Consider the following 25970-nt stretch of genomic DNA (forward strand, 5'->3'; position numbering starts at 1 on the left):
CTTCCACCCCGAACGCCAAGAAGTCGGCCACTACTACCGCTTCCAGGAGCTCAAGCTCGGCCGCCGCTACCAGCGGGGCGACACCCCGCAGAGCGGGCCCACCGGCGAGGCCATCCAGGTGAACCTGACCGGCGTACCCCCGATGCGCCACAACCCGCGGCTGTCCGACCACGAGCCGGGCAACGCGATCAGGACCGCGCAGGAAGAGTTCAACCACACCTACTGCACCCTGCTGAGCCAGCTCGAGCAGGCCTTCAACGGCAGCCCGAAGCTGCTCGGGGCCGCCACCGGCACCATGTACGCGCTCAAGGGCCAGGCCCAGGCCCTGATGCGGATGCCCGACGAAGACGGCACCACCGCCGGTCCCACCTTCGAATACGTGGTGCCCGAACTGCGGCGGTGAAGCGCAGGCGGCACCCCGCCCAGGCGAACCGGGGCCGGCGGATGCGCTCACTCAGGTCCTGCTCACACGAAAGCCTATTGCGCTACCCTTGGTATCGATACTTGAGGTAGCGGAACTAGGGGGGACACATGGGCGAGGTCACCGCAACGGAGCGGCCGCCGCTGGGCATCCGGTTGATGCATGCCCTGGGAAAGGAGCCGGACTGGTTGGCGATGACGGCCGAAGAGCTGGTCGTCTTGCGCGAGGCGGTGAACCGCAAGCGGTCGTCCCGCCTGGCCCGGCTGATCACCGGATTTCCGGACCGCGGCGCCACGATCCGGTGGCAGGAGGTGGCGCTGCACGACCGCAGGCTCCGGGTACGGGTGTACCGGCCCTCGGCCGGGCAGGCCGGCTTGCCTCTTGTGCTCCACGTGCACGGAGGCGGGTTCGTGGGCACGGCGGTGCAGAGCGACTGGGTCAACAGCCACCTCGCCGCGCGGCTGCCCGCGGTCGTCGTCTCGGTCGAGCACCGCCTCCTCGACCAGGAGACCCCGCTGCCGGCGGTCGTCGACGACGGCTGGGACGTGCTCCGGCACGTGGTGCGGCACGCCGGGCAATGGGGAGTCGACCCGGCACGGGTCGCCGTCTTCGGTGAGAGCACCGGCGCGTTGGTCACGGCCCTGGCCGCGATCCGGGCCAGGGAGTCCGGCCTGCCCCTGCGGGCGCAGGTGCTGGTCAATGCCGCTGTCGACCTGACCTCGGCGGGGTTCGACCTCGCCTCCATGCGCCGGCACGCCCACGGCCCGGGCCTCACCATGACGCAGATGCGGCTGTTCCAGCGGCTCGCCGTTCCGCCCGGATCGGATCCCCGTACGGTGTCGCCGCTGTACGCCGGCGACCTGGGCGGGCTGGCCCCGGCACTCGTGGTGGTGCCGACCATCGATCCGGTGGCCGACCACGGCCGCTGTTACGCCGACCGGCTGCGGGCGGCCGGGACGCCCGCGCGGCTCACCGAACAACCCGGAGCGACGCACGCGTTCCTCAGCATGCCGGGCGTGGTGCCGCAGGCGAAGGCCGCGCGGGCGGAGATCGCCGCGTTCCTCGGAGAGGCCTTCACCGGGTGAGGATCCAGGAGTTGCGTGAGCGCACGAGAATAGGTGCGTGACTCACGTCCACATCGTCTACGCGCACCCGAGCGAGCGAAGCTTCACGCGCGAAGTTCTCGACGCGTTCCTGGGCGGGCTCGACGACGCCGGCCACACGCGTACGGTCTCGGACCTCTACGCGATGGACTTCCGCTCGGAACTCACATTGGAGGAGTACGAGCGCGAGTCCGGCCGCCGCGTTGACGCGCGCGTCCCCGATGACGTCGCCGCCGAGCAGGCCAGGCTCAATGCCGCCGACGTGTGGGTGTTCGTCTATCCGGTGTGGTGGACGGACTGCCCGGCGCGGCTCAAGGGCTGGTTCGACCGCGTGTGGACGACGGGATTCGCGTACAAGCCCCTAAGCGTGCGAGTGGCTCGGCAGGCGCTCGTCCTGTGCACGGCCGGGTACAGCGTCGCCGAGCTCGACGCGTCGGGTTGCCACCAGGCGATGAGGACCACCATGCTCACCGACCGGATCGGCGAGCGGGCGAAGGCGAGCGAGCTCGTCGTGTTCGGGGGTTCGGTGCTGCGCGATGGCGAGGGCGCCGGCGATCCCGATCACTGGGCCGCCGTCAAAGCCGGGCACCTGGCACGGGCGGCCGAGCTGGCACGGTCCCTCTGACCAGCGGCGGTGGGTCAGGGACCGCCCTCGAAGTCTGGATCAGGGACCGTCCTCGAAGTCCCCAACGCAGCTGCGGCGACCGAGCGCCCGCCCGTTGACCGACGAAGCGGCGGGCCCGCTGAAGCGCGGAAAGGCCCGGCGCGCGGGGCGCCGGGCCTGGGGACCGCGTGTGGAGGTGGGTCAGGAGATCAGGCGGATTAGTAGATGCGGTACTTGCGGCCGCAGTTGTCGAACTTGCCGGCCCAGCAGGTGAACGAGTAGACCTTCTTGATCCCCTTGCCGCTCCAGCTCCCGACCACCTTGCCGTCGAACGAGCGGTTGAACTTGTGCCAGCTACCGTTCTGGTAGAACTCGAACCACACCCAGCCCTTCTTACCGCCGACCTTGTCCACGCCGTACCACTTCGTGTGGACCACGTGGCCGCTCTTCCACGTCTTGCCGAACGTGTAGGCCTTGCGGTCGCTGGAGAAGAACTTCCCCCAGCTCGTCCCCGTCGAGGTGGTGGCAGCAGTGGTGGCGGTGGCGGCCTGGGCGGCGACCGGGCTCAGGGCGAGGCCGGTGACGGCCATCGAACCGGCCAGAGCCGCGATCGCAAGAGTCTTACGCATTGGGTTCCTCCCCGTTTGTCGTGCACCGGTTGATCCGGCAGCAGGGACATTACGGAGATTCCATGCGATCAACTGTGGACAAATCCGCACTCCGAGAGTGATGGGCAACACACCTGCCAGGCGATCAACGGACCGCGGCAGCGAGCCTGTCCGCCGGGAACGGGGTGAGCGGGAGCCGGGAGGACTTGGCCTGGGGCGCGGTGGTGCCGCACAGGGCCAGGAACAGGTGGTCGACCAGGGCGAAGTCGATCGGGCTCGGTACGATCTCGCCGTTCTCGTCGATCCGCTGGTACTTCGCGAGGTTGATCCCGAAGGACAGCTGGCGGCTGCCGTCCGGGCTGGACAGTGACTGCGTGATCATCCCGAACACGCCCCCGTCGTGACCCCAGAAGCGGCCGCACGGCAGGTCGAGGGAGTAGAGGCCGAGGCCGTAGTTGATCGCGGCCCCGCCGGCCAGCACCGTCACCGTCTTCTGCATCTCGGCGACCTGCGCGGCGCCGACCAGCTCGCCGCGCAGCAACGCGCGGTAGAAGCGGTTGAGGTCGTCCATCGTGGACACGATCGCGCCTGCCGTCCCGCCCCACGACATGTTGTAGACGCTGTAGTCGCGCGGCGGGTCGATCAGGCCGAACAGCGACTCGTACGCCTTGGAGTGCGGTCCCGGGATGACCGGGGTGCGCGGGAAGGACGTGTGCCGCAGGCCCGCCTTGCGGATGACGTTGCGGGTGATGTACCGCTCGGCGTCCGTGCCCGTCACCTTCTCCAGGAGCAGGCCGGCCAGGATGTAGTTGGTGTTCGAGTACGACCCGGGGATCGCCCCGGGCTCGCCGGTCGGGGCGGCTGCCAGGCCCATCCCGACCAGTTCCTTCGGGGTGAACGTACGGAAGCGATTGTCGTCCAGGCTCTTGCCCGAGCCCTCCAGCAGCGACGGGAACGCCGAGCCGATGTAGTCGCCGATGTGGCTGGTGTGGTTGAGCAGCATCCGTACGGTGATCCGCTGGCCGCGGTCGCCGGGGACGAGGTCGGGGAGGTAGCGGCCGATCGGGGCGTCCAGATCGATGGCGCCGCGCGCCACCTGCTGGAGGATGGCCACCGAGACGAACGTCTTGGTGATGCTGCCCACCCGGTGCACCATGTCGGGCCGTACGGGGCGGCGCGTGTCGACATCGGCCACGCCGGACGCGCCCTGCCAGGTCTGACCCTGGTCGCGAACCTGCGAGTAGATGCCGTACATGCCCGCCTCGTGGACGGCGTCCAGGGACTTCCGGAGCGCCTGCCGGTCCAGCCCGCCGTCCTGGCTCGTCCCGGTGGCGCTCGTCGTCTGCGCGGCGGCCGGTGCGGTGAGGGTCGCCGCGGCGAGCACGGCCCCCATCCCGGTCGCGAGGGCCAGCCGTCCGGCACGGCCCACGGTCGATAGCAGTGTCCTGAATCGGAGGGATGTCATGGTCGTCAGCATGATTGAGCCGGGCTCGCGAGGTTAGTCCGCTGTGTCACCGGGTCCCCATGAGCCGTGTCACCGAGTCCCCATGACACGGGTCATCCCGAACGCATGACACTCTCGGCCTTACGGACGATGCGCCCGGCGGGTGAGCGGGCCCGCCGATCCGGTACGGGTACTCTTCTAAACCGGTCTGTTCACCGTCGGAAAGGACACTGCGGATGCCCCATGCGGCGAGGCCCACGGTCACGCTGCACGACGTGGCCGCGGCGGCCGGAGTCTCGATCTCCACCGCGTCCAGGGTCCTGGGCGGCAGCACGCGTAAGGTGGCGCCCGAGAACGAGGCCCGCGTGCTGGCCGCCGCGGCGGCCCTGCGGTACACGGTGGACGCCTCGGCCAGGGCGATGCGCCGGGCCAGCGACTCGATCGCGCTCGTCGCCGACGACCTCACGACGCCGTCCATGGCCGTGGTCGTGGCCGCGATGGAACGGGAAGCCCGTACAGCCGGCGCGTTCGTCACTGTCTCGTCCACCATGGGAGCGGTCGAGCGGCAGCTCGAGACGGTCCGGGTGCTGCGCTCGCTGCGGCCGCGCGCGCTGGTGCTGACCTCCAGCCGGTTCATGGCGAACGCGCTCGGCGGGCGACTGCTGAAGGAGCTCGGTTCGTACGAACGGGAGGGCGGCCGGGTCGTCATCGTCGGCGAGACGGACATGACTTTCGACGCGATCGGATTCGACGATTTCGCGGCCGGGCACTCGGCGGGCGCATTCGTGGCGGAAACCGGGCACCGGCGGGTGGCGATATTCGGCGGCGCTCGCGAGCTTCGCAACATGGGCTCGCGTACGGCCGGTTTCATGGCCGGACTTCGCGCCGGGGGCCTTGACGATCGGGATATCCGGATCGTTTATTGCGAAGTCAGCCGCCAGGGCGGATTCGACGCGGCGCGGCGGCTGGCGGGGGAGGGGATGTCCGGCACGGACGCGGTTCTCGCGGTCAACGACACCGTCGCCATCGGCGCGATGTCGGGATTTCGCGCCGCCGGGCTGGCGGTTCCCGAGGACGTTTCCGTGACGGGCATCGACGATATTCCGCTCGCCGGGGATGTGACGCCGCGATTGACGACCGTCGCGCTTCCGCTGGCGCAGGCGGGGGTGGAGGCGATCCGTTTCGCACTGGGAAATGTGGGTGCGGGGCGGCGGCTCACCCTGGAAGGGCGGCTGATCGTGCGCGAAAGCACCCGCCCGAGGAAATAACCCCTGCGCTTATGCCCGCTTCCGGGGGTGGTGGTGGCGGCACCGGGCCCGCCGAGTTGTGATCCGCTGGCGGATTCGCGAGTGGGGCTCGGTCCCGGGGGCGCCGGTCGATGGTGGTGGTGCCGGGGCCGTGAGTGCCGCCCATGGCGGTGGCGAACGGGTCGCCGCACCGGGCGCGCTCGGGCGCTGTAGTCGGTCGGTAACACCCTTGACGCGTAGGTAACGCGCGTGCAAACTGCGGAATACGTTTTCCAACGGAATACGTTTTCCAGCAACCCCAGGAGGTCACGTGTGAGTGCTCTCGGCGAGCTCCAGCGCATGCGCAAGGGCAGCCGCGGACCCCTCGGCGGCGGCAATCGGGACAACAAGGCCGCCTTCGCGTTCCTCGCCCCCTGGTTCGTCGGCCTGCTGCTCATCACGGCCGGCCCGATCGTGGCCTCCTTCGTGCTGGGCTTCACCGACTACAACCTCATCCAGCCCCCGACCTTCAACGGCCTGGACAACTTCGCCCGCATGCTCACCGACGTCCGCCTCCACCGGGCGCTCGGCGTCACGCTGATCTACGTCGTCGTCTCCGTCCCGCTGCAGCTGGCCGCCGCCCTGGGGCTGGCGCTGCTGCTCGACAAGGGGCTGCGCGGGCTGGCGTTCTACCGGTCGGCGTTCTACCTGCCGTCGCTGCTCGGCTCCAGCGTGGCCATCGCGGTGCTGTGGCGGCAGATCTTCGGTGCCGACGGCCTGGTCAACCAGCTGTTCGGCATCGAGGGCCGCGGCTGGATCTCCGACCCGGACACCGCGCTGTCGACGCTGATCATTCTGAACGTCTGGACGTTCGGCGCCCCGATGGTGATCTTCCTGGCCGGGCTGCGCCAGATCCCGAGGATGTACTACGAGGCGGCGGCCACGGACGGGGCGGGGAAGTGGACGCAGTTCAGGAGCATCACGATCCCGCTCCTGTCACCGATCGTCTTCTTCAACCTGGTCCTGCAGATCATCCATGCGTTCCAGTCGTTCACGCAGGCGTTCGTGGTCTCGGGCGGCACCGGCGGGCCGTCCGACTCGACCCTGTTCTACACGCTCTACCTGTATCAACGCGGGTTCCACAACTTCGACATGGGGTACGCCTCGGCGCTCGCCTGGCTGCTCCTGGTGATCATCGCCGGCTTCACCGCCGTCAACTTCTGGGCCGCCAAATTCTGGGTCGTTTACGATGACTGAACTCCGAAAGCTGATCAAGCACGCCGCCCTCATCCTCCTCGCCCTGGTCATGCTCTACCCGGTGCTGTGGATGGTGGTCAGCTCCCTGAGGCCCGACAACGAGATCTTCCGCCGCCCCGGCCTGATCCTCGACGGGCTCCAGACCCAGAACTACGGCGCCGGCTGGACCGCGCTGGCCTCCCCGTTCGGCCACTACCTGGCCAACTCGGCCATCCTCGTGCTGGCCTGCATCATCGGGAACCTGGTGTCCTGCTCGATGGCCGCGTACGCGTTCGCCAGGCTGGAGTTCACCGGCAAGCGCCTGTGGTTCGCGATCATGCTCGGCACCATCATGCTGCCGATCCACGTGATCATCGTGCCGCAGTACATCCTGTTCTCCCAGCTCGACTGGGTGAACACGTTCCTGCCGCTGGTGGTGCCGAAGTTCCTGGCCACGGACGCGTTCTTCGTCTTCCTCATGGTGCAGTTCATCCGCGGCCTGCCGCGCGAGCTGGACGAGGCGGCCAGGATCGACGGCTGCGGCCACCCGAGGATCTTCCTGCGGATCATCCTGCCGCTGATGCTCCCGGCGCTCGCCACCACGGTGATCTTCACGTTCATCTGGACCTGGAACGACTTCTTCAGCCAGCTCATCTACCTGACGGACCCGGAGATGTACACGGTGCCGGTGGCGCTGCGCTCGTTCGTGGACGCCACGGTCTCGACCTCATGGGGATCCATGTTCGCCATGAGCGTGGTGTCCCTGGCCCCGGTCTTCATCGCCTTCCTCGTCGGCCAGCGCTACCTCATCCGAGGCATCGCCACGACCGGCGGCAAGTAACCCCCCGCGAAGAGGAATCATCATGCGACGAATAGCCCTCGCCATGGCGTCGGTGCTCATGCTCAGCGCGTGCGGCAGTGGCGGCAGCGCCGGTCAGGAGCTGTCGAAGGATCCGGTCACCCTCCGTTTCACCTGGTGGGGCGCGGACGAACGGCACAAGCGCACCCAGCAGGTCATCGACCTCTTCCAGAAGAAGTACCCGAACATCACGGTCAAGGGCGAGTTCAAGGACTGGAACGGCTACTGGGAGAGCCTCGCGACCACGGTGGCGGCCAACGACGCGCCGGACGTCATCCAGATGGACGAGCTCTACCTCTCCTCGTACGCCGAGCGCGGCGCCCTGCTCGACCTCGGCACCGCGAGCAAACACCTCAAGACCGCCGACTTCGACAAGTCCGCCCTGGACACGGGCGTGGTCAAGGGCAAGCAGTACGCGCTCCCCGTCGGCCTGTCCACGTACGCGATCGTCGCCAACACCGACCTCCTCGACCAGCTCAAGATCAAGCTGCCGGACGACGACACCTGGTCGTGGGAGGACCTGAAGAAGGTCGGCGACGAGGTGTCGAAGGCGGGCGGCGGCAAGGTCACCGGCCTGCAGTCGCCGGGCTTCGACGCGGGCGGGCTCAACATCTGGGCCAGGCAGGCGGGCGCGGCCCTGTTCGACGCGAACGGCAAGGTCGCCGTCCCGCCGGAGGTGCTGGCCTCGTACTGGACCTACGTCAAGGACCTGGCCAAGCAGGGCGTCACGCCGTCGCCGTCGGTCACCATCGAGCGGGCCGGCGGCTCGCTCGACCAGTCGGGCACGGCCACGAACGCCTCGGTCTTCGCCACCTGGTGGAACACCCAGCTCAGCTCGCTGACCACGGCGAGCGGCGCCAAGCTGAAGCTGCTCAGGCTCCCCGGCGAGACGCAGGCCAAGTCACCCGGCGCGTACTTCAAGTCCTCGATGTACTGGTCGATCTCGGCGCGCAGCAAGCACCCGGCCGAGGCCGCGCTGTTCGTGGACTTCCTGGCCAACAGCCAGGAGGCGGCCGACGTCCTGCTGACCGACCGCGGCGTCCCCGCGAACAAGAAGATCCGCGCGGCCATCACCCCGAAGCTCACCGAAACGGACAAAGCCGCTGCGGAGTATCTGGACGCCGCCAAAGCAGGGCAAGCCCCTAGAGTGACCCCGAACGGCGCCAGCGATCTCGAAGCCATCATCAAACGGCACACGGAAGAGGTGCTGTTCGACCGGGAGACGCCGGAGCAGGCGGCCAAGTCGTTCATCACGGAACTGCAGGCCGAGATCGACGGCGCCTGACAGACCCCCACATAGGAGCAACATCTTGAGTCAACGGAACTACCGGGCCGCGATCGTCGGGACCGGCGCGATCGCCCACGCGCACGCGCAGGCCCTGCTCGGGTCGGGGCGGGCCGAACTCGTGGCGGTGGCGGACGTGGACGCCGGCCGGGCGGGCGAGTTCGCCGGGAAGTACGGCGGGCCGAGCACCCACGCGAGCCTGGACGACCTGCTGCGGGAGGAGCAGGTGGACCTCGTCCACCTGTGCACGCCGCCCCAGCTGCACGCCCCGCTGGCCATCGCGTGCCTGGAGGCCGGGGTCACGGCGCTGGTGGAGAAGCCGCCGACGCTCTCACTCGCGGAGTTCGACGCGGTGATCGAGGCGGAGCGCCGCTCGATGGCGCACGTGGCGACCGTCCTGCAGCACCGCTTCGGGGCGGGCGCGCTCCGGCTGCGCCGGCTGCAGGAGGCCGGCGAGCTGGGCCGCCCGCTGCTGGCCACCTGCAACACCCAGTGGTACCGAGACGAGGAGTACTACGCGGTGCCGTGGCGCGGCACGTGGGAGTCGGAGGGCGGCGGCCCGACGATGGGGCACGGCATCCACCAGTTCGACCTGCTGTTCTCGGTGCTCGGCCCGTGGCGCGAGGTCACGGCCGTGGCCGCCCGCCAGGCGCGCCCGGTGGACACCGAGGACGTGTCGCTGGCGCTGGTGACGTTCGAGAACGGCGCCGTGGCCACGATCGTCAACTCCGTCGTGTCCCCGAGGCAGACCTCCCAGCTCCGTTTCGACTACGAGCGCGCCACCGTGGAGGTGGAGCACCTGTACGGCTACACCGACGACGACTGGACCGTGACCCCGGCGCCGGGCCAGGAGAGCGTGTCGGAGCTGTGGGCGCAGGGGCGCACGACCACGTCGAGCGGCCACGACGGCTGGCTCGCCGCCGTCTTCGACGCGCTCGACCGGGGTGAGGCGCCTCCGGTCACCGCCGAGGACACCCGCCGGACGATGGAGTTCATCGCCGCGCTGTACACCTCCGCCTTCACCGGCGAACGCGTACAGGCCGGACAGATCACTGCTGACAGCCCGTTCGCCCGGCGCATGGACGGCACGGGCGCCCCCTGGGAAAAGGTGAGGAACCCGTGACCCTGCAGGCCACGCACGCGCTCGGCCGGTCGGTGACCGTCGCGGCCGGCGACGTCGAGCTGTTCACGTACGTCTACAGCCCCGACACGCCGGTGCTGGAGTCGCCCAAGCCGTACCTGCACCCGATCCGCACCCTCGGCGGCCGGCTCGTGTCGCTGTTCAGGCCGCACGACCACGTCTGGCACAAGGGCATCGCCTGGTCGCTGCCGCACGTCGGGGAGCACAACTTCTGGGGCGGGCCGACGTACGTGCACGGCCGGTTCTACGTGCAGCTCGAGAACAACGGCAGCGCCACGCACCGCGAGATGACCACCCTGGCGGCCACCGGCGAGCGGGTCGAGCTCGGGCACACGCTCGACTGGGCCGCGCAGGCCGGCGACCCGGTCATCGAGGAGCGGCGCTCGCTGGCCGCGCACGTCGTGGACGAGGCCACGTGGGCGCTGGTGTTCGACACGGAGATGACCAACGTGTCGGGCGGCACGCTCGCGTTCGGCTCCCCGACCACGAAGGGCCGCGAGAACGCCGGGTACGGCGGGCTCTTCTGGCGCGGGCCCCGGTCGTTCACCGGCGGGATCATCCAGTCGCCCGCCGGCGCGGGCGGGGACGAGCTGCGCGGCACGCGCGCCGAGTGGTTCGGCTTCCGCGGCCGGCACGACGAGAGCGGCGACCAGTCGACGGTCGTCATGGTGGACGCCGCCGACAACCCGCAGCACCCGCCGCAGTGGTTCGCGCGCAGCGAGGACTTCGCCTGCCTGTGCCCGGCGCCGTTCTTCAGCGAGGAGGTCGAGCTGCCGGACGGGCAGTCGCTGCGGTTCCGGTACGCGGTCGTGATCGCCGACGGCGACCGGGGCGAGGAGGGCACGGAGCTGCTGGCCAAGCAGGGGAGGGCGGCACTGGCATGACGTTCCCCGGAGGCACGTCCGTCAGCCGCCTGTCGGTCTACTCGGGCAGCCCGTGCGCCGACGGCCTGGAGGGCGGCACGCCGCACCTGCACACGGCCTCGACGGAGGCGTACGTGGTCATCGGCGGGCACGGCACGCTGCAGACGCTCGACGTGAACGGGCTGCGCGAGACCGCGCTGAGCGCCGGGACGACCGTGTGGTTCACGCCCGGCACCATCCACCGCGCGGTCAACCGCGCCGAAAATGGGGGCGGCCTGGAGGTGGTGGTCGTGATGTCGAACGCGGGCCTGCCCGAGGCCGGGGACGCGGTCATGACGTTCCCCCCGGAGATCGTGGCCGACCCCGAGCGCTACCGCCAGGCCGCCACCCTGCCCCCGTCGCCCCCGTCCGGCGGCCCGCTCCCGACCGGCGGGCCTCCCGCGTCCTCCACACCCCCCGAAGGACTCGCGCCCGGTGCGGCGGGCGCGCTCCGTGACATCGAGGAGGCCGTACAGCGCCGGCGCGAGCTGGCCGTCGAGGGTTTCCTGCGCCTGGCCGACGCCGCAGCCGACGGCGACCTGGCCCCGCTGCACCGGTTCTACGACCACGCCATCGCGCTCGTACGCCCCAAGGCCGCGGCCTGGCGCACGATCTGGGAGGGCACGGTCGCCGAGGAGACCCGCCGCACCGCCGGGATCCTCGACGCCCTGGAGCGCGGCGACGGCGCGCACCTGCGGCGCTCCGCCCTGATGGAGAGCCCGCCGCACGACCGGTGGGGCATGTGCGGCAACCTCCGCGCGCACGACGTGGCCCACCCGATCATCCACACCCCAGAACCGAGCTGATCGCCCACCGGCGCGCCCTGCGAGGGGCGCGCCGAAATCACCCCCCAGGAGCCCGGCGATGTTCCCCCAACTGCTGACCGCTGCCATGATCCTGATATCCACCCCGCCCACGGCCACAGTCACGGCCACGGCGGGCACCACGTACTACGTAGACGCCGCGACGGGCGATGACTCGGCCTCGGGCCTCGACCAGGCACACCCCTGGAGGAGCCTGGGCAAGGTGAACGACACCACGTTCCGCCCGGGCGACCGCATCCTGCTGCGCGCCGGACAGCGGTGGACCGGCCAGCTCTGGCCCAAGGGCTCGGGCGAGAGCGGCGCGCCGATCACCGTCGACAGGTACGGCGAGGGCGGCAAGCCCCGCATCGACGGCGCGGGCCAGGTCGGCGACGCCGTCCGGCTGTTCAACCAGGAGTTCTGGACCATCCGCAACCTGGAGGTCACGAACGAGGTTCCGCCGACGGGCACCCCCGGCGAGAACCTGCGCGACCTGCGCGGCATCCACGTCTCCGGCGACAACAGCCAGACCCTCGACGGCTTCGTCATCGACGGCGTGGCCGTGCACGACGTCACCGGCCAGGTCAACTGGATCAGCGGCAGCACCGACAACAACGCGCCCGGCGTGCGCTTCAAGACCGGGTGGGACGGCTCGAAGAAGACGGGCGGCATCGTGTTCGACACGACGGTGCCGGACATCCACACGCCGCCGGACAGGGCGACCGTGCTGAACGACGTGGTCATCCAGAACTCCACGGTCGCCAACACCTCGTTCGCCGGGATCGTGTTCAAGCAGTACACCGGGGACGGCAAGAACGACGCGGGCGAGACGATCGCCACGGCCACCGGCTGGGGCACGCGGCAGAACGCCGACGACCCCAAGTTCACCCCGCACACGAACATCGTCATCAGGAACAACCACGTAACCCAGGCCGACACGGCCTACGGCTGCAACGGCATGTACCTCACGAACGTCCGGGGCGCGCTGGTCGAGCGCAACGTCGTCTACCGGGCGGGCACCTCGGGCATCGAGTCGTACTACGCCGACGACGTGACGTTCCAGTTCAACGAGGTGTACGAGACGCAGCAGAAGGCCGGCGGCGCCGACTCCAACGGGATCGACCCGGACAAGGGCACCACCCGCCAGGTCGTGCAGTACAACTACCTGCACGGCAACGGCGACGGCGTGCTGCTGTGCCAGTTCGCGTTCGGTGACGCCGTGGTCAGGAACAACGTGATCGCGAGCAACACCCGCTACCAGATCTACCTGCACTCCGACCGGGCCGCGACCGCCAAGGTCCACAACAACACGATCTACAACGACAAGAGCGACTACCTCATCTACGGGTACGGCTCCTACATCGAGGCCCGCTACGACATCTCCGACAACCTCCTGTACTCCACGCGCCCGGCGACGCTGACGACCAGCCCGACCATCGCCTACAGCCACAACCTGTACGGCGGCGCCGACCTCGCGGTCCCGGACGGCGACACCGGCGCCGTGGTGGCCGACCCGCTGTTCGCGAAGGCGCCGCCGACCGGCCCGTACGGCACCCCGGAGTCGGGCCCCCGGCTCGACACCGCGTACGGCCTGCGCGTCTCCTCCGGCTCGTACGCGATCGACGCGGGCGCCGAGATCACCGGGAACGGCGGCCGCGACTACGCCGGGACCCCGCTCTACAACGGCGGCGCGGACATCGGCGCCTTCGAGTACACCACCGCCGAGGACGCCACCACCGAGTCCGTCACCGGCACCGCCCGCACCCCCTCGGGCGCCCCCGTCGCGGGCGCGACCGTGACGGCGGCGGGCAGGACGGCGACCACCGGCGCCGACGGCCGCTTCGCGATCAGGGACCTCCCCTTCGCCGACGGCGTCGAGGTGACCGCCGCCAGGAACGGCTACGCGAGCGCCACCGAGACCGTGAACGTGCGCCCCGGCAACACCGTCACCGTCCGCCTGACCATGGCCTCGGCCGGCACGGTCGGCTCGGTCACCGGACGCGTGCTCGACCAGGCCGCCCGCCCGCTGCCCGGCGCCACGGTCACCGTCAAGGACGGCGGCCAGGCGCTCGCCACCGCGACCAGCGGCCCCGACGGCGCCTTCACCGTGGAGAACGTCCCGGTGGGGGAGGGCTATCTGGTCCAGGCCGCGTCCGGCGGATACGTGACGGCCAGCCGGTCCGGGCTGACCGTGGAGGCGGCCACGGCGACCGACGCGGGCGCGCTGCTCCTCGTCCGCCCGATCCCGGACTACGTGGCCGTGCACGACTTCGACGACCTGCCGACCGGGCCGCTGACCAGCGGTGACGGGCTCACCGTGAGCTCCACGGGTGGGAGCGTCGAGGTCGTCGAGACGCCGGGCGGCAAGAGCCTGAAGCTCACCCGCACCGCGAACAGCGGCAGCACCGGCGTCTCCCGGATGTTCGCGCTCAAGGGCGTCGTGACCGTCGAGGCCCGCGTCATGAGCGAGCAGCCCTACACCTCGGGCAACCACTGGTGGTCCGTCCCCTATGTCAGGAACGCGAGCGGTCAGAACGCCGTCAGCCTCGCCTTCACCAAGAACACGATCGTCGCCTACGCGGGCACGACCACGCGCACGGTGGGCGCGTACGAGCCGGGCCGCTGGTACCACGTCAAGGCCGTGATCGACACCGTCAACCAGCGCTTCGACCTGCTGATCGACGGCCGGAAGGCGCTCGAAGGGGCCGCGTTCAGGACCGCGATGGACACCGTGGCGCAGATCGACTACTACGCCAACAGCACCAACTACGGCGGCATCCACCTCGACGACCTCCGGGTCGCCCAGGGGGTCGGCCTCGCCCGCGACGACACGGGCCTGCTCAGCGTCGACACCAGCCAGGGCGCGCCCGACGGCGACGTGCTGGACGTGCCCGCCCGGGTCACCGAGGTGGAGGTGACCGCCGTGGCCCGCAGCCCGTTCGCCAGGTCGGTGAGCATCTCCGGCGAGCGCACCGCCGGCGCGCAGGCGACGCGGAAGGTCACGCTGGGCGCGACCGGGGCCGAGGTGCCCGTCGTGGTCACCGCCGAGGACGGCACCGAGGCCACCCACACCCTCCAGATCAGGCGCCGCCCGCTCGCCCAGGACACCACCCTGTCCGGCCTCGTCCCGGACGCGGGCACGCTGGAGCCGGCCTTCGACCCCGACGTCCTCGCCTACGCCCTGACCGTTCCCGGGGACCGGGTCGTGTTCACGCCGACCGCGCTCAACCCGAAGTCCGCCATCACGGTCCAGGGGCAGCCGGTCGCGAGCGGTGCCGCCGCCCCGCCCGTGTCGCTCCCGGTCGGCGACACCGAGGTCGCGGTCAAGGTGGTCGCCGAGGACGGCACGGCCGACGCCACGTACCGGATCAAGGTCACCCGCCCCGAGCCCCAGCTGCCGCAGGACGGCGCCACCGCGCCGCCCGCGCGGGCGGCGCTCTCGACCACGAGCGGGTGGCGGAACGGCCTCCACGACGGCACCTACGACGTGACCATGAACCTCTGGTACGGCGTCAACGCCAGGGTGTTCGTCCTGTACGAGAACGGCAAGGAGATCGCCAGGCGCGACCTCGCCCCGAGGACGCCGTCGGCCCAGAAGGCCACCGTCCCCGTCACCGGCCGCCCCAACGGCGCCTACGTCTACACCGGCGAGCTGCTGAACCAGGCGGGCCGGACCGCCACCACGTCCGTACGGGTCGTCGTGACCGACGCGAACCCCGGCGAACCCGTGCTCAGTTCGGACAACTGGGACGGCGACGGCGAGTACACCATCCGCATGAACATGTGGTGGGGCACCAACGCCACCTCCTACCGCCTCTACGAGGACGGGGTCCTCGTCGACAGCCGGCAGCTCGACGCCGCCACCCCGGCCGCGCAGAGCGCCGCCACCGTCCTGTCCGGACGGCCGGCGGGGACGCGCACGTACGTGGCCGAGCTGGCGAACGCGGCGGGGGTGACCAGGAGCGACCCGCTGACTCTGGTGACAGAATGACCGGTATGGAGGAGGGGTCCACGGCCCCGCCCACCCTGCACGACGTCGCCCGCGAGGCGGGCGTGTCCATCGCGACGGCGTCGCGCGCGCTCAACGGCAGCACGCGCAACGTCAGGTCCGAGAACGTCTCCAGGGTGCGCGCGGCGGCGGCCAAGCTCAACTACGAGCCGCACCTGTCGGCGCAGGCCATCGCGAAGGGTTCGACCAGGACCGTCGCGCTGGTGGTGCGCGACGTGGCCGACCCCTACTTCTCCTCCATCGCCGCCGGGGTCACCCAGGCGGCCGAGGCCGCTCAGCTCATCGTCACCATGGCGGTGGCCGACGGCTCGCCCGAGCGCGAGCTGGAGATCGTCAGGACGCTGCGGGGCCAGCGGCCGCGCGTGATCATCGTCGCGGGCAGCCGGGTCGCGGGCTCCGCGACCCGGGACGCGCTCATCGAGGAGCTGGAGGAGTACCGGACGGCGGGCGGGCGGGTCGTCATGATCAGCCAGCGGGACCTGCCGTTCGGCACCGTCACGATCGACAACCACGGCGGCGCCCGCGACCTCGCCCGGGCGCTGGTGGAGGCGGGATACCGGCGCTTCGCCGTCTTCCACGCCCCCGACGAGCTGCGCACGTCCCGCGACCGCCACGAGGGCTTCCGCGCGGGGCTGGGCCCCGGCGTGCCCGAGCCGCTGGCGATCGAGACGGCCTTCACGCACGCGGGCGGCTACGACGCGGCGCGCCGGCTGGTGGAGCGGGGGTTGGCGGACGTGGAGGCGGTGTTCGCGGTCAACGACGTGATGGCGATCGGCGCCATGACGGCCTTCCGCGACGCCGGGGTGGTCCCGGGCGCGGACATCGGGGTGGCGGGCTTCGACGACATCGCCTCGGCGCTGGACGTGGTGCCCGCCCTCACCTCCGTGGCGGTGCCGCTGCGGGAGGCGGGCCTGAGCGCGATGCGGCTCGCGCTGTCGGACGAGGAGAGCGCGGGCGATGTGCGGCTCCCGGCCCGGGTCGTCCTGCGCGAGAGCACACCTGGGGCTCCACGACTTTCCTGAGGGGAAAGTAGATGCTACTTTCCTCATAGGAAAGTAGTCGACCACGGGGGTGGCGTATGAATCCGCAGGATGCCCAGGCTTCGCTCAACCAGATCCGGGACTTCCAGGACAGGACTCGAGAGGAGATGGTCCGCAAGATCTTCCCCTGGTCTTTTGTGATCGTCTCGGCGCTCGGGCTCTTCGCCGTGTTCACGTCGATCGATCTCGGGCAGCCTTGGGACTCCCTCGCTCGCGGGCTGGGGCTCGCGGTGTTCATCGGCTCCGGACTCCTGCACTCGTTCCGGGTCACTGTCCAGCCGAGGCCCACGGCTCCGATGATCGGGGTCTTCATCGGCATGACGCCCATTCTCTTCGTGTTCTTCGTCATCGGCCGGATCGCCGGCTTCGCCTTGTTCGGTCTGCCGGCGCAGGGATTCCTGTCGCAGGCCATGGTCGGCGGTGCCCTGGCGGCCGTGGTGTACATCGCGGTCATGCCCGTGGTCCGAAGGATCATCACGTCGATTGCGCTGCAGGCTCATGGACCCGCAGTTCGATGAGTTCCTGCACGTGCCCGCGCGGCTGTCGGTGGTCGCGGTGCTGGCGCCGGCCGACTGGGTCGACTTCGGGTTCGTCAGGGACACGATCGGCACCAGCGACTCGGCGCTGTCCAAGCAGGTCTCCGCACTGGCCGGCGCCGGGTACGTGGAGGTCCACAAGGGGCAGGACAAGCGGGCGCGGCGCACGTACGTGCGGCTGACCCCCGCGGGGCGGCTGGCGTTCCAGCGGCACGCGGCGGCGCTGGAGCGGATCGTCGCGCTCTCCCGGATGCCCGCGCCGGACGGGCCGCCCCCGCCCGAGTGACCGGGCGAAAAGGACGTGCGGAACGGCCGGTCCCCGGGGCACGATCATGCCCATGGAGTATGAGGAGCTGATCCGCGACGCGCTGGCCACGCCGTTCGAGGGGTGGGACTGGGCGGTGTTCCGCGGCCGGATGACCACGGCCGGCGACCTGCCCTGGGACTACGAGCGGCTGGTGCGCGACCGGCTCCCGCGCACGCCGTCGCTGCTCGACCTCGGCACCGGAGGGGGCGAGCTGCTGGCGTCCCTGGCGCCGCTCCCGCCGCGCACCGCCGCCACCGAGGGCTACCCGCCGAACCTCCCGATCGCCCGCGACCGCCTGGAGCCGCTGGGTGTCGAGGTGACCGAGTCGACCGGGCACTTCCCCGACGGCTCGTTCGAGCTGATCGTCGACCGGCACGAGTCGTACGAACCGCACGAGATCCGCCGCCTCCTGGCCGGGGGCGGCACGTTCGTCACCCAGCAGGTGGCCGGGTGCGACCTGGAGGAGCTCAACGCGGCGCTGGGCGGCCCGCCGCACGAGGACCACGCCTGGGACCTCGCCGGCGCGGCCGCCGCGCTCGACGCCGCCGGACTCGAGGTCACCTGGAGCGCGGAAGCCGGCTACCCCGTCGTGTTCCACGACGTCGGAGCGCTCGTGCTCTACCTGCGGGTCGTCTCCTGGCAGGTCCCGGGCTTCGACGCCGGCGCGTACGAGGACCGCCTCCGCGCCCTGCACGCTGACATGCCACTCGAAGCGACCGCCCGCCGTTTCGCCCTGACGGCCCGGAACCGTTAACGGTCAAGCTGCGGCGGCGGCGAGGAGGGGGCGAAGGGCACCGCGAGCCGGAGCCCCACGCTGGGCGCGAAGCCCAGCAGCGAGCTCTGCGCCATCGGCGGCAGCTTCTTGAACCAGGCGGGCGACGGCACGCCCCACTGGCCCCGCGCCGGGTTGAACAGCCGCCCGACCGCACCGTTGAAGCCGCCCGCGATGCCGCTGAACAGCGCCACGTCCCCGAGCGTGGCACTCCACGACTTGCCCTCCACCCTGGCGTTCCAGAAGGCCGGCACGCCGCCCGCGAGGGCGCCCATGGCCACGTTGTTCACGAGCGGGCGGCTGGCGGCGAGCCCGGTGAAGTACTTCGTCTGGCCGAGGGGCCCGGTGAAGCCGGCGACGGTGGAGGCGTTGGCGGTCTGGGCGAGGGAGAGGATGGAGATGTCGAGGGGGTTCTGGCCGAAGACACCCCTGGCCACGCCGCCCGCCAGCAGGTTGCCGCCGAACGACCAGCCGTGGATCTGGCCGTACTTCCCCAGGGCGGCCAGGGCCGTCTGGCGGAAGCCGCCGCCGGCGTACATGCTGAGGCCGCGTACCAGGCCCGACCTGCCCATCATCGTCGTGAACCCGCGCATGGCCGCCGCCGCGGCGGCGCGCACCGCGGCGAAGCGGCTCAGAATGCCGGTGGCCGTCGCCGCCCCGCGGGCGGCGGTCGCGGCGCTGGACGCCCACACCGCGAACGTGCTCAGGCCCGCCGCCGCCAGCGACGCGACGACACCCGCGGACACCGACGCGATCAGCGAGGTGATCAGCTGGTTGAGCGCCTCCCTGGTCTTCCTGGACGCCTCCACGGCCTGGTCGAGCACGTCGGCGGCGTCGCCGAGCCGCTCGGCCGCCGTGGCCCGGAACTCGGGGGCCAGGTAGCCGCGCCACTTCTGCCGGAACACGTCCGCGTCGCCGCCGATCCACCCCTGGAGCGAGCCGGGGATGGGGGAGAGCGCCGGCTCCAGGCCCTCGATGCCGCTCTTGAGCCGGCGGCAGGCCGCGGCCATGGCCAGCAGGCGCTGCTCCTGCTCGTCGTCGCCGATCGAGGCGACGGTGTTCTTCAGCGTGTTGACGAGGTCGACGACGGGGGCGAAGGGCCCGGACATCAGCCGCCCCCCAGCCGCTCAGCGCTCTCCCGCAGCCCGGTGGCGGTGTCGTCGAGCTTGGCCACCAGGTCCTTGGCGAAGCCGAGCAACTCCTGGTGGTACTCCCGGTACGACTCCTCCAGCTCCTTGCCGCCGCGCTCCAGAAGGCCGAAGCAGCCGTCGGCCGGCGCGGCATTCCGCTCGAAGTCGGGCAGCAACGGCTTCAGCGCGTCCCGCGCGTCCTCGCACCGCTTTCCCGCGGCCAGGAGCGCGCCCGGATCGATCCGGATTCCACCGCTCATGAAATGGCACCTTTCCCACGGATTAGCCGCTGAGAAATCTGCCATTAATCCATTAGTCAGAGCAATGAAACTTCGCATGCTTCAACTTTTTCCGAAATGGCGGGCCTCCCCCGTACTCTCCCGTCGCAGAGACCCGGGAGGTACGGTGAACGACTTCGACCCCGAAGAGCTGGAACGGATCACCGCGCGGGCGGAGGACATGCTGGCCCGCGTCGAGGAGCTCAGGAGCGAGATCGACGTGGTCGTCGGCCACGGCGAGGCGGCGGACGGTCAGGTACGCGTGACCGCCGGCGCCTCGGGCCGGCTCATGGACGTCGTCCTCGCGCCCAGGGCCATGCGGCTGGACAGCCAGAAGCTGGCCGAGGCCGTGTTGCGGGCCGCGCAGGAGGCCCAGGACGACGTCGCCGCCAAGGTCGACGCCGTCATGGCGGAGACGCTGGGCGGCGCGCTGCCCGGCAGGGAGCTGCTCGACGAGCAGTTCGGCAGCGTGCTGGAGTCGTTCGAGTCGTCCATGGACGAGCAGTTGCGGGCCATCGACGATCGGACGCGTGACAGCCGGTGATCGGACACTTCCAGGTTATTTGAAGGAACCTCGCGATCCGCGGACGCCCCCCTAGGGTTTCCGCGGGCACGTACACGTACGGGATGTGAGTCGGTGGCCATTCGGTGGCGGAATGCGGCGGGACGGCGGGCGGCGGGAATCGTCGCGGGCGCCCTCGTCGCCGTGCTGGTCGGCGTCGGCCTGTTCCTGGGCCAGGGCGTCTCCAGCGCCCGCCCCAAGCTCTCCGACGTCGGGGCGTGGCTCGGCAGCGCGCTCAACGGTGAGGTGGTGCACGCCAACGGCCTGTCCGGGCAGCTGGACGGCCGCGTGGACCTGGCCTCCGCCGAGGGGGAGCCGCTCAAGGTGGTGCAGGACGGCAACAACGTGCTCGTCATGGACCCCACCGGCAAGGTCGGCCGCATCGACCCCACCCAGCTCGAGGTCGCCCAGACCAACACGCTCGGCGCGGGCGGCATGCAGATCGTGATGGGCGGCGGGAAGGCGTACGGGGTCGACCCGCGGGCCGGCACCGTGCAGCAGCTCGACCCGCTGACGGTGAGCACGATCGGCTCCCCGCTCACCCTCAAGGCGCCGCTCGGCCAGGCCGGCCTCGGCAAGGACGGCACGCTGTGGGTGCCGGTGCCCGAGGAGGGCACGCTGGTCCAGGTGAAGGACGGCCGGCAGGTCAAGGCCGTGACGGTCGGCGAGCCCGGCGACCCGCTCACCCTGACGCTCGCGAACGGCGCCCCGCTGGTCACGAACTCCGCCGCCGCCTCCGCCATGCTGATCGGCCCGGCGGGCACCCGGCTCCAGGTGTCCCTGCCCAGCACGGTCACGGGCGCGGGCGGCGGCGGGCTGCTGGTCCCGGCGGTGGCCGAGAGCCAGATCGTGCCGATCCTGGAGCCCAGGAAGGGCGCGCTCGTCCTGGTCGACACCGCCGGCGGCGGGCTGACCACGGTCTCGGTGAAGGGCGGCAAGCTGGGGGCGCCGCAGGCGCTCGGGCGGCGCGTCTACATCGCCGACGAGAGCAAGGGCCGGCTCATCGTGTACGACACGGTGGCCAAGGCGTTCGAGCCCGAGAAGGTCGTCACGGGCAAGGCGGGACCGCTGGAGGTGTTCGTCAAGGACGGGCTGCTCTGGGTGAACGACCAGTTCAGCGAGACCGCCCTGGTCATCGAGCAGGACGGCAGGGGACACCGGGTCGGCAAGTACGACGAGGCGCTCGGCCAGAAGGACACGCCGACGCCGCTGCCGATCCCGACCTACACACCCTCGGTGGTGCAGCCGACCCTGGTGCCCACCCGGTCGACCAGGCAGCCCACCGGGAAGCCGACGTCCGTTCCGACGAAGACGAAGACGGCCGTGCCGACCGTGACCGTGACGAAGACCCCCACCCCGACCCCCACTCCTACGGACACGCCGACTCCGACCCCGACGCCCACTCCGACGCCGACCCAGACCCCCGATCCGCCGGGATCCGTGACGGCCAAGTCCGGGCCCGGCTGGATGGAGGTCACCTTCACGCCGTCCCGCCAGGGCACGGTCAAGGCGTACACGCTCAAGGGCGCGTCCGACGTCACGCCGTCCCGCGTGCAGCCAGACGGGCCGTACCAGTTCCGGGTGAACGGCGGCCGGTGCGACCAGGAGTACACGTTCCGGGTGGTCGCCGAATGGTCCGGCGGCGAGGTGGAGTCCCAGCCGTCCGTGCCCGTGCGCCCGTGCGTCGCGCCGGGGCAGCCGTCCGGCTTCGCCGCCAAGGGCAAGAACCACGGCGCCGACCTGACCTGGTCCGCCCCCGAGAACGCGCGGGACGGCGGCGTCACGTACACGCTGGACGGGCCCGGCAACCACCCGGGATCGCCCGACGGCACCAGCGCGGAGGTCACCGGGCTCAAGAACGGCCAGTCCTACACCTGGACGCTGCGGGCCAAGAACGCGGCGGGCGAGAGCGAGGAGCGCGCGGAGGCCACGGCCGACCTGCGTCCGCCGTCCGCCCAGTTCAGGAACGCCAACAACAACAACAGGGACACCCTGATCCGCTCCGGGCCCAGCGCCGGCGCCGAGGCGGGGCGCATCCCCAAGGGCGAGTACATCACGATGACCGTGCTCTGCCAGCAGAAGGGCGCCGCCTACACCGACACGGACACGGGCATGAGCAGCGACGTCTGGAACAAGGTGGAGTCCGGCCGCGGCAACGGGTGGCTCAACGACGTGCTGATGGACACCCCGAAGGGGGGCTTCCCCGCGGCCCCGCTCTGGGAGTGCGAATGATCACCAGGGCGGGGTGGGGCCTGGCGGCGGCCTCGGTGCTGGTCTACGCCGTGGGGGCGCCGTTCGGGTACGCCCAGGCGGCTGTCCTCGCGGTGGCGGGGCTGGCCGCCGTGGGCGCGGGCGCGCTGTGGACCCTGCGCGGCGCCGGGCTGGACGTGCGCCGGGAGCTGACGCCGGTGAAGGTGGCCAGGGGCGACCCCGCGGTGGCCCTCCTGCACGTGCGCAACACCGGCCGCCGGCGCCACGCGGGGCTGGTGGCCCGCGACACCTGCCGGGGCACGTCCGTCACGGTCGAGGTGCCGGCGCTGGCGCGCGACACCGCGCGGACGGTGTCGTACCGGCTGCCCACCCGGCGGCGCGGGGAGACGCCCGTCGGGCCGCTGCTGCTCGACCGCACCGACCCGTTCGGGCTGGCGCGGCGCTCGATCGCGTACGGGCGCACCGACCTGCTCCTGGTCCGGCCGCGTACGGTGCCGCTCGCGCCCCCGCACGCCGGCCGCCGCAGGCACCTCGACGGGCTCGACTCGCGATCCGCGCCGAACGGGGCGATCAGCTTCAACGGGCTGCGCGACTACGTGATCGGGGACGACCTGCGGCACGTCCACTGGCGCTCCACGGCCCGCACCGGCGTCCTCATGGTCAAGGAGCTGACCGACGTCAACCTGCCGAGCACCGTCACGGTCCTGGACACCCGGCACTCGTCGTACGAAGGGGACGACGAGTTCGAGCTGGCCGTGGACGTGGCGGCGTCGGTGGCCTGCGCAGTGGCGCGCGACCGCTTTCCCGTGCGGCTGCTCACGGGGGCGGGGGAGCTGCTGCACTCCAGGGGCGGGCCGGGCGAGACCGAGGAGGTCCTGGACCGGCTCGCCGTGGTGGAGCGCTCCGAGCAGGCGGACGCGCCGCTCCACGCGCTGCGGCGGGCGGGCTCGGGCGGGGCGCTGGTGCTGGTCAGCGGCTCGTTCGACGGCCTCGCGGACGCGGCGGCCGTGCGGCGGCGCTTCGACGAGGTGCTGTTCGTGCGGGTGGGAGAGCCGGTGGAGGGCGGGCGGCCCGCGGCGGCCGGGGTGACGGTCATCGAGGTCAGCGACCTGGCGGAACTGGCGGCGGCATGGCCTCGCTAGCCGGTCCGCCGCCTCACGACGTCGCGGTGCCGCAGGGGCGCACCGCGACCCCAGCGGACCCCGCCCCGGAGCCGGCAGGCGCGTCGGGCGTCGGACCAGCGTCGGGCGTCGGACCAGCGTCGGGTGTCGGATCGGCGTCGGGCGTCGGGTCCGTGTCGGGTGGCGGGTCGGCGGGTGGCGAGCCGGTGGGGGCGCCGGGACCGGGGCCGGTGCGGGGGCTGGTGTCCGTGGGGGTCGTGGCGTTGCTGGCCGCGACGGCCGGGCTCGCGTTCGACGGGGTGTTCCCGTTCGCCGCCCTGCTCCCCGTGGTCGGCCTGGCGGCCGGGGTGCCGTGCGTGCTGTCGGTGGCGCTGTACGGCCGGTTGCCGCTCTGGGGAACGATCCCGGTCAGCGTGCTGGGCTGGCTGGTGGCGGTCTCGGCGACCCTGTTCAGGTCGCAGGCCTGGCTCGGGTTCCTGCCCGGCCCGGCCGCCGTGCGCGCGGCGCTGCTCGGCGTGCGCGACGCGGGCGGCCGGCTCCTGACCACGATCCTCCCGGCGGCGCCCGACAGCACGGCCGTCGTGCTGGTCAGCTTCCTGGTCTGGGCCGCCGCCCTGGCCGGGGCGGAGATCGCACTGCGGTCCAGGTCCGTCATGCTGCCCGCCCTGGCCGCGCTCCCGGTGCTCGCCGTCGCGGTCGTGCTGGGGGTCGCCGGGGCCGGGTCCGTGGTGCCGTACGCGGCGGTGTTCGCCGGGCTCACCCTGCTGCTCGGCCTGGTCAGGGCGGCCAGGTCGGCGGGGACGATCGCGGTGGGCGTGCCGCTGCTGGCCTGCCTGGTCCTGGCCGCCGTCGTCACCGCGCCCGCCCTGCCCATGGCCGAGCGCCCGTACGACGTGCGCCGGCTCGTCGAGCAGCCCCCGCCGCGGCCGATCAACGGCGTGAGCGCGCTCGACCAGGTCTCGGCGTGGCTGCAGAACCCGCAGCGCGAGCTGTTCACGGTCGGCACCGCCTCCGAGGCGAACCTGCGCCTGGCCGTCCTGGACACCTTCGACGGGGTCACGTGGACGTCGGGCGCGGGGTTCGTCCCCACCGGCGGGCGGGTGCCGGGGCAGGAGAGCGGCGGGGACCCGGTCACGCAGCGGTTCACCCTGCGGAAGCTCCCGGGTCCGTGGCTGCCCGCCGCCGACCGGCCGCTGCTGGTGAAGGGCGCGGGCATCGTGGTCGATCCCGCGACGGGCATGCTGGCCGGCACGCAGGCGCGCGAGGGCATGACGTACGAGGTGACCTCGGGGATCCGCCGCTACACGGCGGAGGACCTGCGCGCGGCCGTCCCCGCCGCCGACCCGGCCGCGCTGCGGCTGCCGGACGGGCCGGACGGCCGCACGCCGCCGCAGCGGGCCCGCCTCCTCGCCATCGCCCGCCGCGCCACGGCCGGGGCGCAGAGCCCGACGCAGCGGGCCGCCCGGCTGGCGGCCTACCTGCGCAAGCACGCGGTGAACGACGTCAACGCGCCGCCCGGGCACGGCTACCGCAGCATCGAGTTCTTCCTGACGGAGTCGCGCAGGGGGACGACGGAGCAGTTCGCCGCCTCGTTCGCGCTGCTGGCCCGCGCGATCGGGCTGCCGAGCCGGATCGTCGTGGGCTTCCGCCCGGGAACCGGCTCCGGCCCTGGCTCCGGCTCCGGCGGGGTGCGGCAGGTGCGGGGTGGGGACGTGCTGGCCTGGGCCGAGGTCGAGTTCGAGGGGATCGGGTGGGTGCCGTTCTACCCGACGCCGTCGCGTACGCGCTCGGGAGGGGGCGGTGACGTGGCCGAGGGCGCGCCGAAGCAGGCGCGGGAGATCGAGCAGGCGATCAACAGCGACTCCTCCGAGCCCAAGCCGACCCCCACGGCCGCCAACCGGGCCACCCCGACCCCGGTGCCGCGTCCCGGCGGCTCCGCGGGCCCGCTCGTCTGGGCGGCCGTGCCCGCCGCCGCGCTCCTGGTGTATCTCCTGGCCGTGCTCGTCGTGCCGCCGCTGAGGCGGATGCGCCGCCGCCGGGCCGCCGCACCCGCCGCCCGGGTGGTGGGGGCGTGGCGGCAGACGGTGGCCAGGCTGCGCGTGGCCGGGATCCCTGTGCGCTCGGACGCGCTGACGGCCGGCGAGGTGGCGTCTCTGGCCGAGTCCGTCCTGGGTCCTGCCGCGCGCGAGCCGCTCACGACGCTCGCCGACCTGGCCAACCTGGCGACGTTCGGGGGAGCGCCCGTGGACCAGGCGGACGCCGACCTCGCCTGGCGCCACTTCGGCGGCGTGGACGCGCTGGTGCGGCGGAAGGTCGGCCTCGCGAGCAGGCTCGCGCACCGCCTGTCGCCGCGATCCCTGGTGGGGTAGCCG

22 protein-coding genes and 1 pseudogene are annotated in these 25970 nt (G+C 71.8%); 19 read left to right on the forward strand and 4 right to left on the reverse strand.

The annotated features are described in order from the left end of the window. The 3 genes and pseudogenes from ACWEPL_RS15525 to ACWEPL_RS15535 form a co-directional block, all read left to right on the forward strand. Nucleotides 1-403: pseudogene (locus tag ACWEPL_RS15525) on the forward strand (hypothetical protein); the annotation flags it as partial. Nucleotides 404-531: 128 nt separating this feature from the next. Then, a complete protein-coding gene (locus tag ACWEPL_RS15530) occupies nucleotides 532-1506 on the forward strand; it encodes an alpha/beta hydrolase (protein ID WP_452436501.1) in 975 nt (324 codons plus the stop codon). Nucleotides 1507-1543: 37 nt separating this feature from the next. Then, the gene (locus ACWEPL_RS15535) at nucleotides 1544-2149 is read left to right on the forward strand and encodes an NAD(P)H-dependent oxidoreductase (protein ID WP_452436502.1); all 606 of its coding nucleotides are present in this window, start codon (nucleotides 1544-1546) and stop codon (nucleotides 2147-2149) included. A gap of 197 nt (nucleotides 2150-2346) precedes the next feature. Here the strand turns inward: ACWEPL_RS15535 and ACWEPL_RS15540 are convergent, their stop codons facing one another. Next, nucleotides 2347-2757 (reverse strand): hypothetical protein, encoded by a 411-nt coding sequence (locus ACWEPL_RS15540; RefSeq protein WP_452436503.1) that lies wholly within the window; start codon nucleotides 2755-2757, stop codon nucleotides 2347-2349. Between the two features lie 124 nt (nucleotides 2758-2881). Continuing rightward, nucleotides 2882-4201, reverse strand: coding sequence for a serine hydrolase domain-containing protein (locus ACWEPL_RS15545; RefSeq protein WP_363966906.1), 1320 nt, complete (start codon nucleotides 4199-4201; stop codon nucleotides 2882-2884). 254 nt (nucleotides 4202-4455) lie between these two features. Here ACWEPL_RS15545 and ACWEPL_RS15550 point away from each other — a divergent pair, with 254 nt between their 5' ends. The 12 genes from ACWEPL_RS15550 to ACWEPL_RS15605 all read left to right on the forward strand — a co-directional run bounded on the left by ACWEPL_RS15550 (nucleotide 4456) and on the right by ACWEPL_RS15605 (nucleotide 18278). Continuing rightward, a complete protein-coding gene (locus ACWEPL_RS15550; protein ID WP_363966904.1) occupies nucleotides 4456-5448 on the forward strand; it encodes a LacI family DNA-binding transcriptional regulator in 993 nt (330 codons plus the stop codon). A gap of 318 nt (nucleotides 5449-5766) precedes the next feature. Beyond that, complete coding sequence (locus ACWEPL_RS15555) at nucleotides 5767-6663, forward strand: carbohydrate ABC transporter permease (RefSeq protein ID WP_350734011.1); 897 nt, start codon at nucleotides 5767-5769, stop codon at nucleotides 6661-6663. Further along, a complete protein-coding gene (locus tag ACWEPL_RS15560) occupies nucleotides 6656-7483 on the forward strand; it encodes a carbohydrate ABC transporter permease (RefSeq protein ID WP_350733998.1) in 828 nt (275 codons plus the stop codon). Before ACWEPL_RS15555 ends, ACWEPL_RS15560 begins: the two co-directional genes overlap by 8 nt. A gap of 22 nt (nucleotides 7484-7505) precedes the next feature. After that, nucleotides 7506-8786: an ABC transporter substrate-binding protein gene (locus ACWEPL_RS15565; RefSeq protein WP_452436504.1), complete on the forward strand. Its 1281-nt coding sequence runs from the start codon at nucleotides 7506-7508 to the stop codon at nucleotides 8784-8786. Between the two features lie 25 nt (nucleotides 8787-8811). Next, the gene (locus ACWEPL_RS15570) at nucleotides 8812-9909 is read left to right on the forward strand and encodes a Gfo/Idh/MocA family protein (RefSeq protein ID WP_452436505.1); all 1098 of its coding nucleotides are present in this window, start codon (nucleotides 8812-8814) and stop codon (nucleotides 9907-9909) included. After that, nucleotides 9906-10811: a DUF6807 domain-containing protein gene (locus tag ACWEPL_RS15575; protein WP_452436506.1), complete on the forward strand. Its 906-nt coding sequence runs from the start codon at nucleotides 9906-9908 to the stop codon at nucleotides 10809-10811. Before ACWEPL_RS15570 ends, ACWEPL_RS15575 begins: the two co-directional genes overlap by 4 nt. After that, nucleotides 10808-11635: a cupin domain-containing protein gene (locus ACWEPL_RS15580; protein WP_452436507.1), complete on the forward strand. Its 828-nt coding sequence runs from the start codon at nucleotides 10808-10810 to the stop codon at nucleotides 11633-11635. The genes ACWEPL_RS15575 and ACWEPL_RS15580 overlap by 4 nt, the downstream gene beginning before the upstream one ends. A 58-nt stretch (nucleotides 11636-11693) precedes the next feature. Beyond that, a complete protein-coding gene (locus ACWEPL_RS15585; protein ID WP_452436508.1) occupies nucleotides 11694-15623 on the forward strand; it encodes a carboxypeptidase regulatory-like domain-containing protein in 3930 nt (1309 codons plus the stop codon). A gap of 5 nt (nucleotides 15624-15628) precedes the next feature. Beyond that, complete coding sequence (locus tag ACWEPL_RS15590; RefSeq protein WP_452436509.1) at nucleotides 15629-16663, forward strand: LacI family DNA-binding transcriptional regulator; 1035 nt, start codon at nucleotides 15629-15631, stop codon at nucleotides 16661-16663. Between the two features lie 125 nt (nucleotides 16664-16788). Then, nucleotides 16789-17199, forward strand: coding sequence for a hypothetical protein (locus ACWEPL_RS15595; protein ID WP_452436510.1), 411 nt, complete (start codon nucleotides 16789-16791; stop codon nucleotides 17197-17199). After that, nucleotides 17180-17503 (forward strand): winged helix-turn-helix domain-containing protein, encoded by a 324-nt coding sequence (locus ACWEPL_RS15600; RefSeq protein ID WP_350733985.1) that lies wholly within the window; start codon nucleotides 17180-17182, stop codon nucleotides 17501-17503. The genes ACWEPL_RS15595 and ACWEPL_RS15600 overlap by 20 nt, the downstream gene beginning before the upstream one ends. Nucleotides 17504-17555: 52 nt before the next feature. Then, complete coding sequence (locus ACWEPL_RS15605; RefSeq protein ID WP_452436511.1) at nucleotides 17556-18278, forward strand: class I SAM-dependent methyltransferase; 723 nt, start codon at nucleotides 17556-17558, stop codon at nucleotides 18276-18278. Here ACWEPL_RS15605 and ACWEPL_RS15610 read toward each other — a convergent pair. Then, on the reverse strand, nucleotides 18275-19405 hold the full coding sequence (locus ACWEPL_RS15610) for a hypothetical protein (protein ID WP_449903776.1): 1131 nt from the start codon (nucleotides 19403-19405) through the stop codon (nucleotides 18275-18277). The genes ACWEPL_RS15605 and ACWEPL_RS15610 overlap by 4 nt on opposite strands. Continuing rightward, complete coding sequence (locus ACWEPL_RS15615) at nucleotides 19405-19686, reverse strand: hypothetical protein (protein WP_355201210.1); 282 nt, start codon at nucleotides 19684-19686, stop codon at nucleotides 19405-19407. Before ACWEPL_RS15615 ends, ACWEPL_RS15610 begins: the two co-directional genes overlap by 1 nt. Before the next feature lie 145 nt (nucleotides 19687-19831). Here ACWEPL_RS15615 and ACWEPL_RS15620 point away from each other — a divergent pair, with 145 nt between their 5' ends. The 4 genes from ACWEPL_RS15620 (at nucleotide 19832) to ACWEPL_RS15635 (ending at nucleotide 25967) form a co-directional block, all read left to right on the forward strand. Continuing rightward, nucleotides 19832-20248, forward strand: coding sequence for a YbaB/EbfC family nucleoid-associated protein (locus ACWEPL_RS15620; protein ID WP_350733978.1), 417 nt, complete (start codon nucleotides 19832-19834; stop codon nucleotides 20246-20248). A gap of 93 nt (nucleotides 20249-20341) precedes the next feature. Then, a complete protein-coding gene (locus tag ACWEPL_RS15625) occupies nucleotides 20342-22498 on the forward strand; it encodes a hypothetical protein (RefSeq protein ID WP_452436512.1) in 2157 nt (718 codons plus the stop codon). Further along, on the forward strand, nucleotides 22495-23619 hold the full coding sequence (locus ACWEPL_RS15630; protein ID WP_452436513.1) for a DUF58 domain-containing protein: 1125 nt from the start codon (nucleotides 22495-22497) through the stop codon (nucleotides 23617-23619). The genes ACWEPL_RS15625 and ACWEPL_RS15630 overlap by 4 nt, the downstream gene beginning before the upstream one ends. 185 nt (nucleotides 23620-23804) lie before the next feature. Continuing rightward, complete coding sequence (locus tag ACWEPL_RS15635) at nucleotides 23805-25967, forward strand: DUF3488 and transglutaminase-like domain-containing protein (protein ID WP_452436514.1); 2163 nt, start codon at nucleotides 23805-23807, stop codon at nucleotides 25965-25967. Nucleotides 25968-25970 lie beyond the last annotated feature (3 nt).

It is taken from the genome of Nonomuraea sp. NPDC004186 (genome assembly GCF_053603495.1).

Coding starts and splice junctions, on each gene's coding strand:
- ACWEPL_RS15590 (WP_452436509.1), top strand. CDS start 15,629: ATGGAGGAGGGGTCCACGGCCCCGCCCACCCTGCACGACGTCGCCCGC.
- ACWEPL_RS15630 (WP_452436513.1), top strand. CDS start 22,495: ATGATCACCAGGGCGGGGTGGGGCCTGGCGGCGGCCTCGGTGCTGGTC.
- ACWEPL_RS15560 (WP_350733998.1), top strand. CDS start 6,656: ATGACTGAACTCCGAAAGCTGATCAAGCACGCCGCCCTCATCCTCCTC.
- ACWEPL_RS15545 (WP_363966906.1), bottom strand. CDS start 4,201: ATGACATCCCTCCGATTCAGGACACTGCTATCGACCGTGGGCCGTGCC.
- ACWEPL_RS15605 (WP_452436511.1), top strand. CDS start 17,556: ATGGAGTATGAGGAGCTGATCCGCGACGCGCTGGCCACGCCGTTCGAG.
- ACWEPL_RS15555 (WP_350734011.1), top strand. CDS start 5,767: ATGCGCAAGGGCAGCCGCGGACCCCTCGGCGGCGGCAATCGGGACAAC.
- ACWEPL_RS15540 (WP_452436503.1), bottom strand. CDS start 2,757: ATGCGTAAGACTCTTGCGATCGCGGCTCTGGCCGGTTCGATGGCCGTC.
- ACWEPL_RS15580 (WP_452436507.1), top strand. CDS start 10,808: ATGACGTTCCCCGGAGGCACGTCCGTCAGCCGCCTGTCGGTCTACTCG.
- ACWEPL_RS15615 (WP_355201210.1), bottom strand. CDS start 19,686: ATGAGCGGTGGAATCCGGATCGATCCGGGCGCGCTCCTGGCCGCGGGA.
- ACWEPL_RS15610 (WP_449903776.1), bottom strand. CDS start 19,405: ATGTCCGGGCCCTTCGCCCCCGTCGTCGACCTCGTCAACACGCTGAAG.
- ACWEPL_RS15600 (WP_350733985.1), top strand. CDS start 17,180: ATGGACCCGCAGTTCGATGAGTTCCTGCACGTGCCCGCGCGGCTGTCG.
- ACWEPL_RS15565 (WP_452436504.1), top strand. CDS start 7,506: ATGCGACGAATAGCCCTCGCCATGGCGTCGGTGCTCATGCTCAGCGCG.
- ACWEPL_RS15530 (WP_452436501.1), top strand. CDS start 532: ATGGGCGAGGTCACCGCAACGGAGCGGCCGCCGCTGGGCATCCGGTTG.
- ACWEPL_RS15595 (WP_452436510.1), top strand. CDS start 16,789: ATGGTCCGCAAGATCTTCCCCTGGTCTTTTGTGATCGTCTCGGCGCTC.
- ACWEPL_RS15585 (WP_452436508.1), top strand. CDS start 11,694: ATGTTCCCCCAACTGCTGACCGCTGCCATGATCCTGATATCCACCCCG.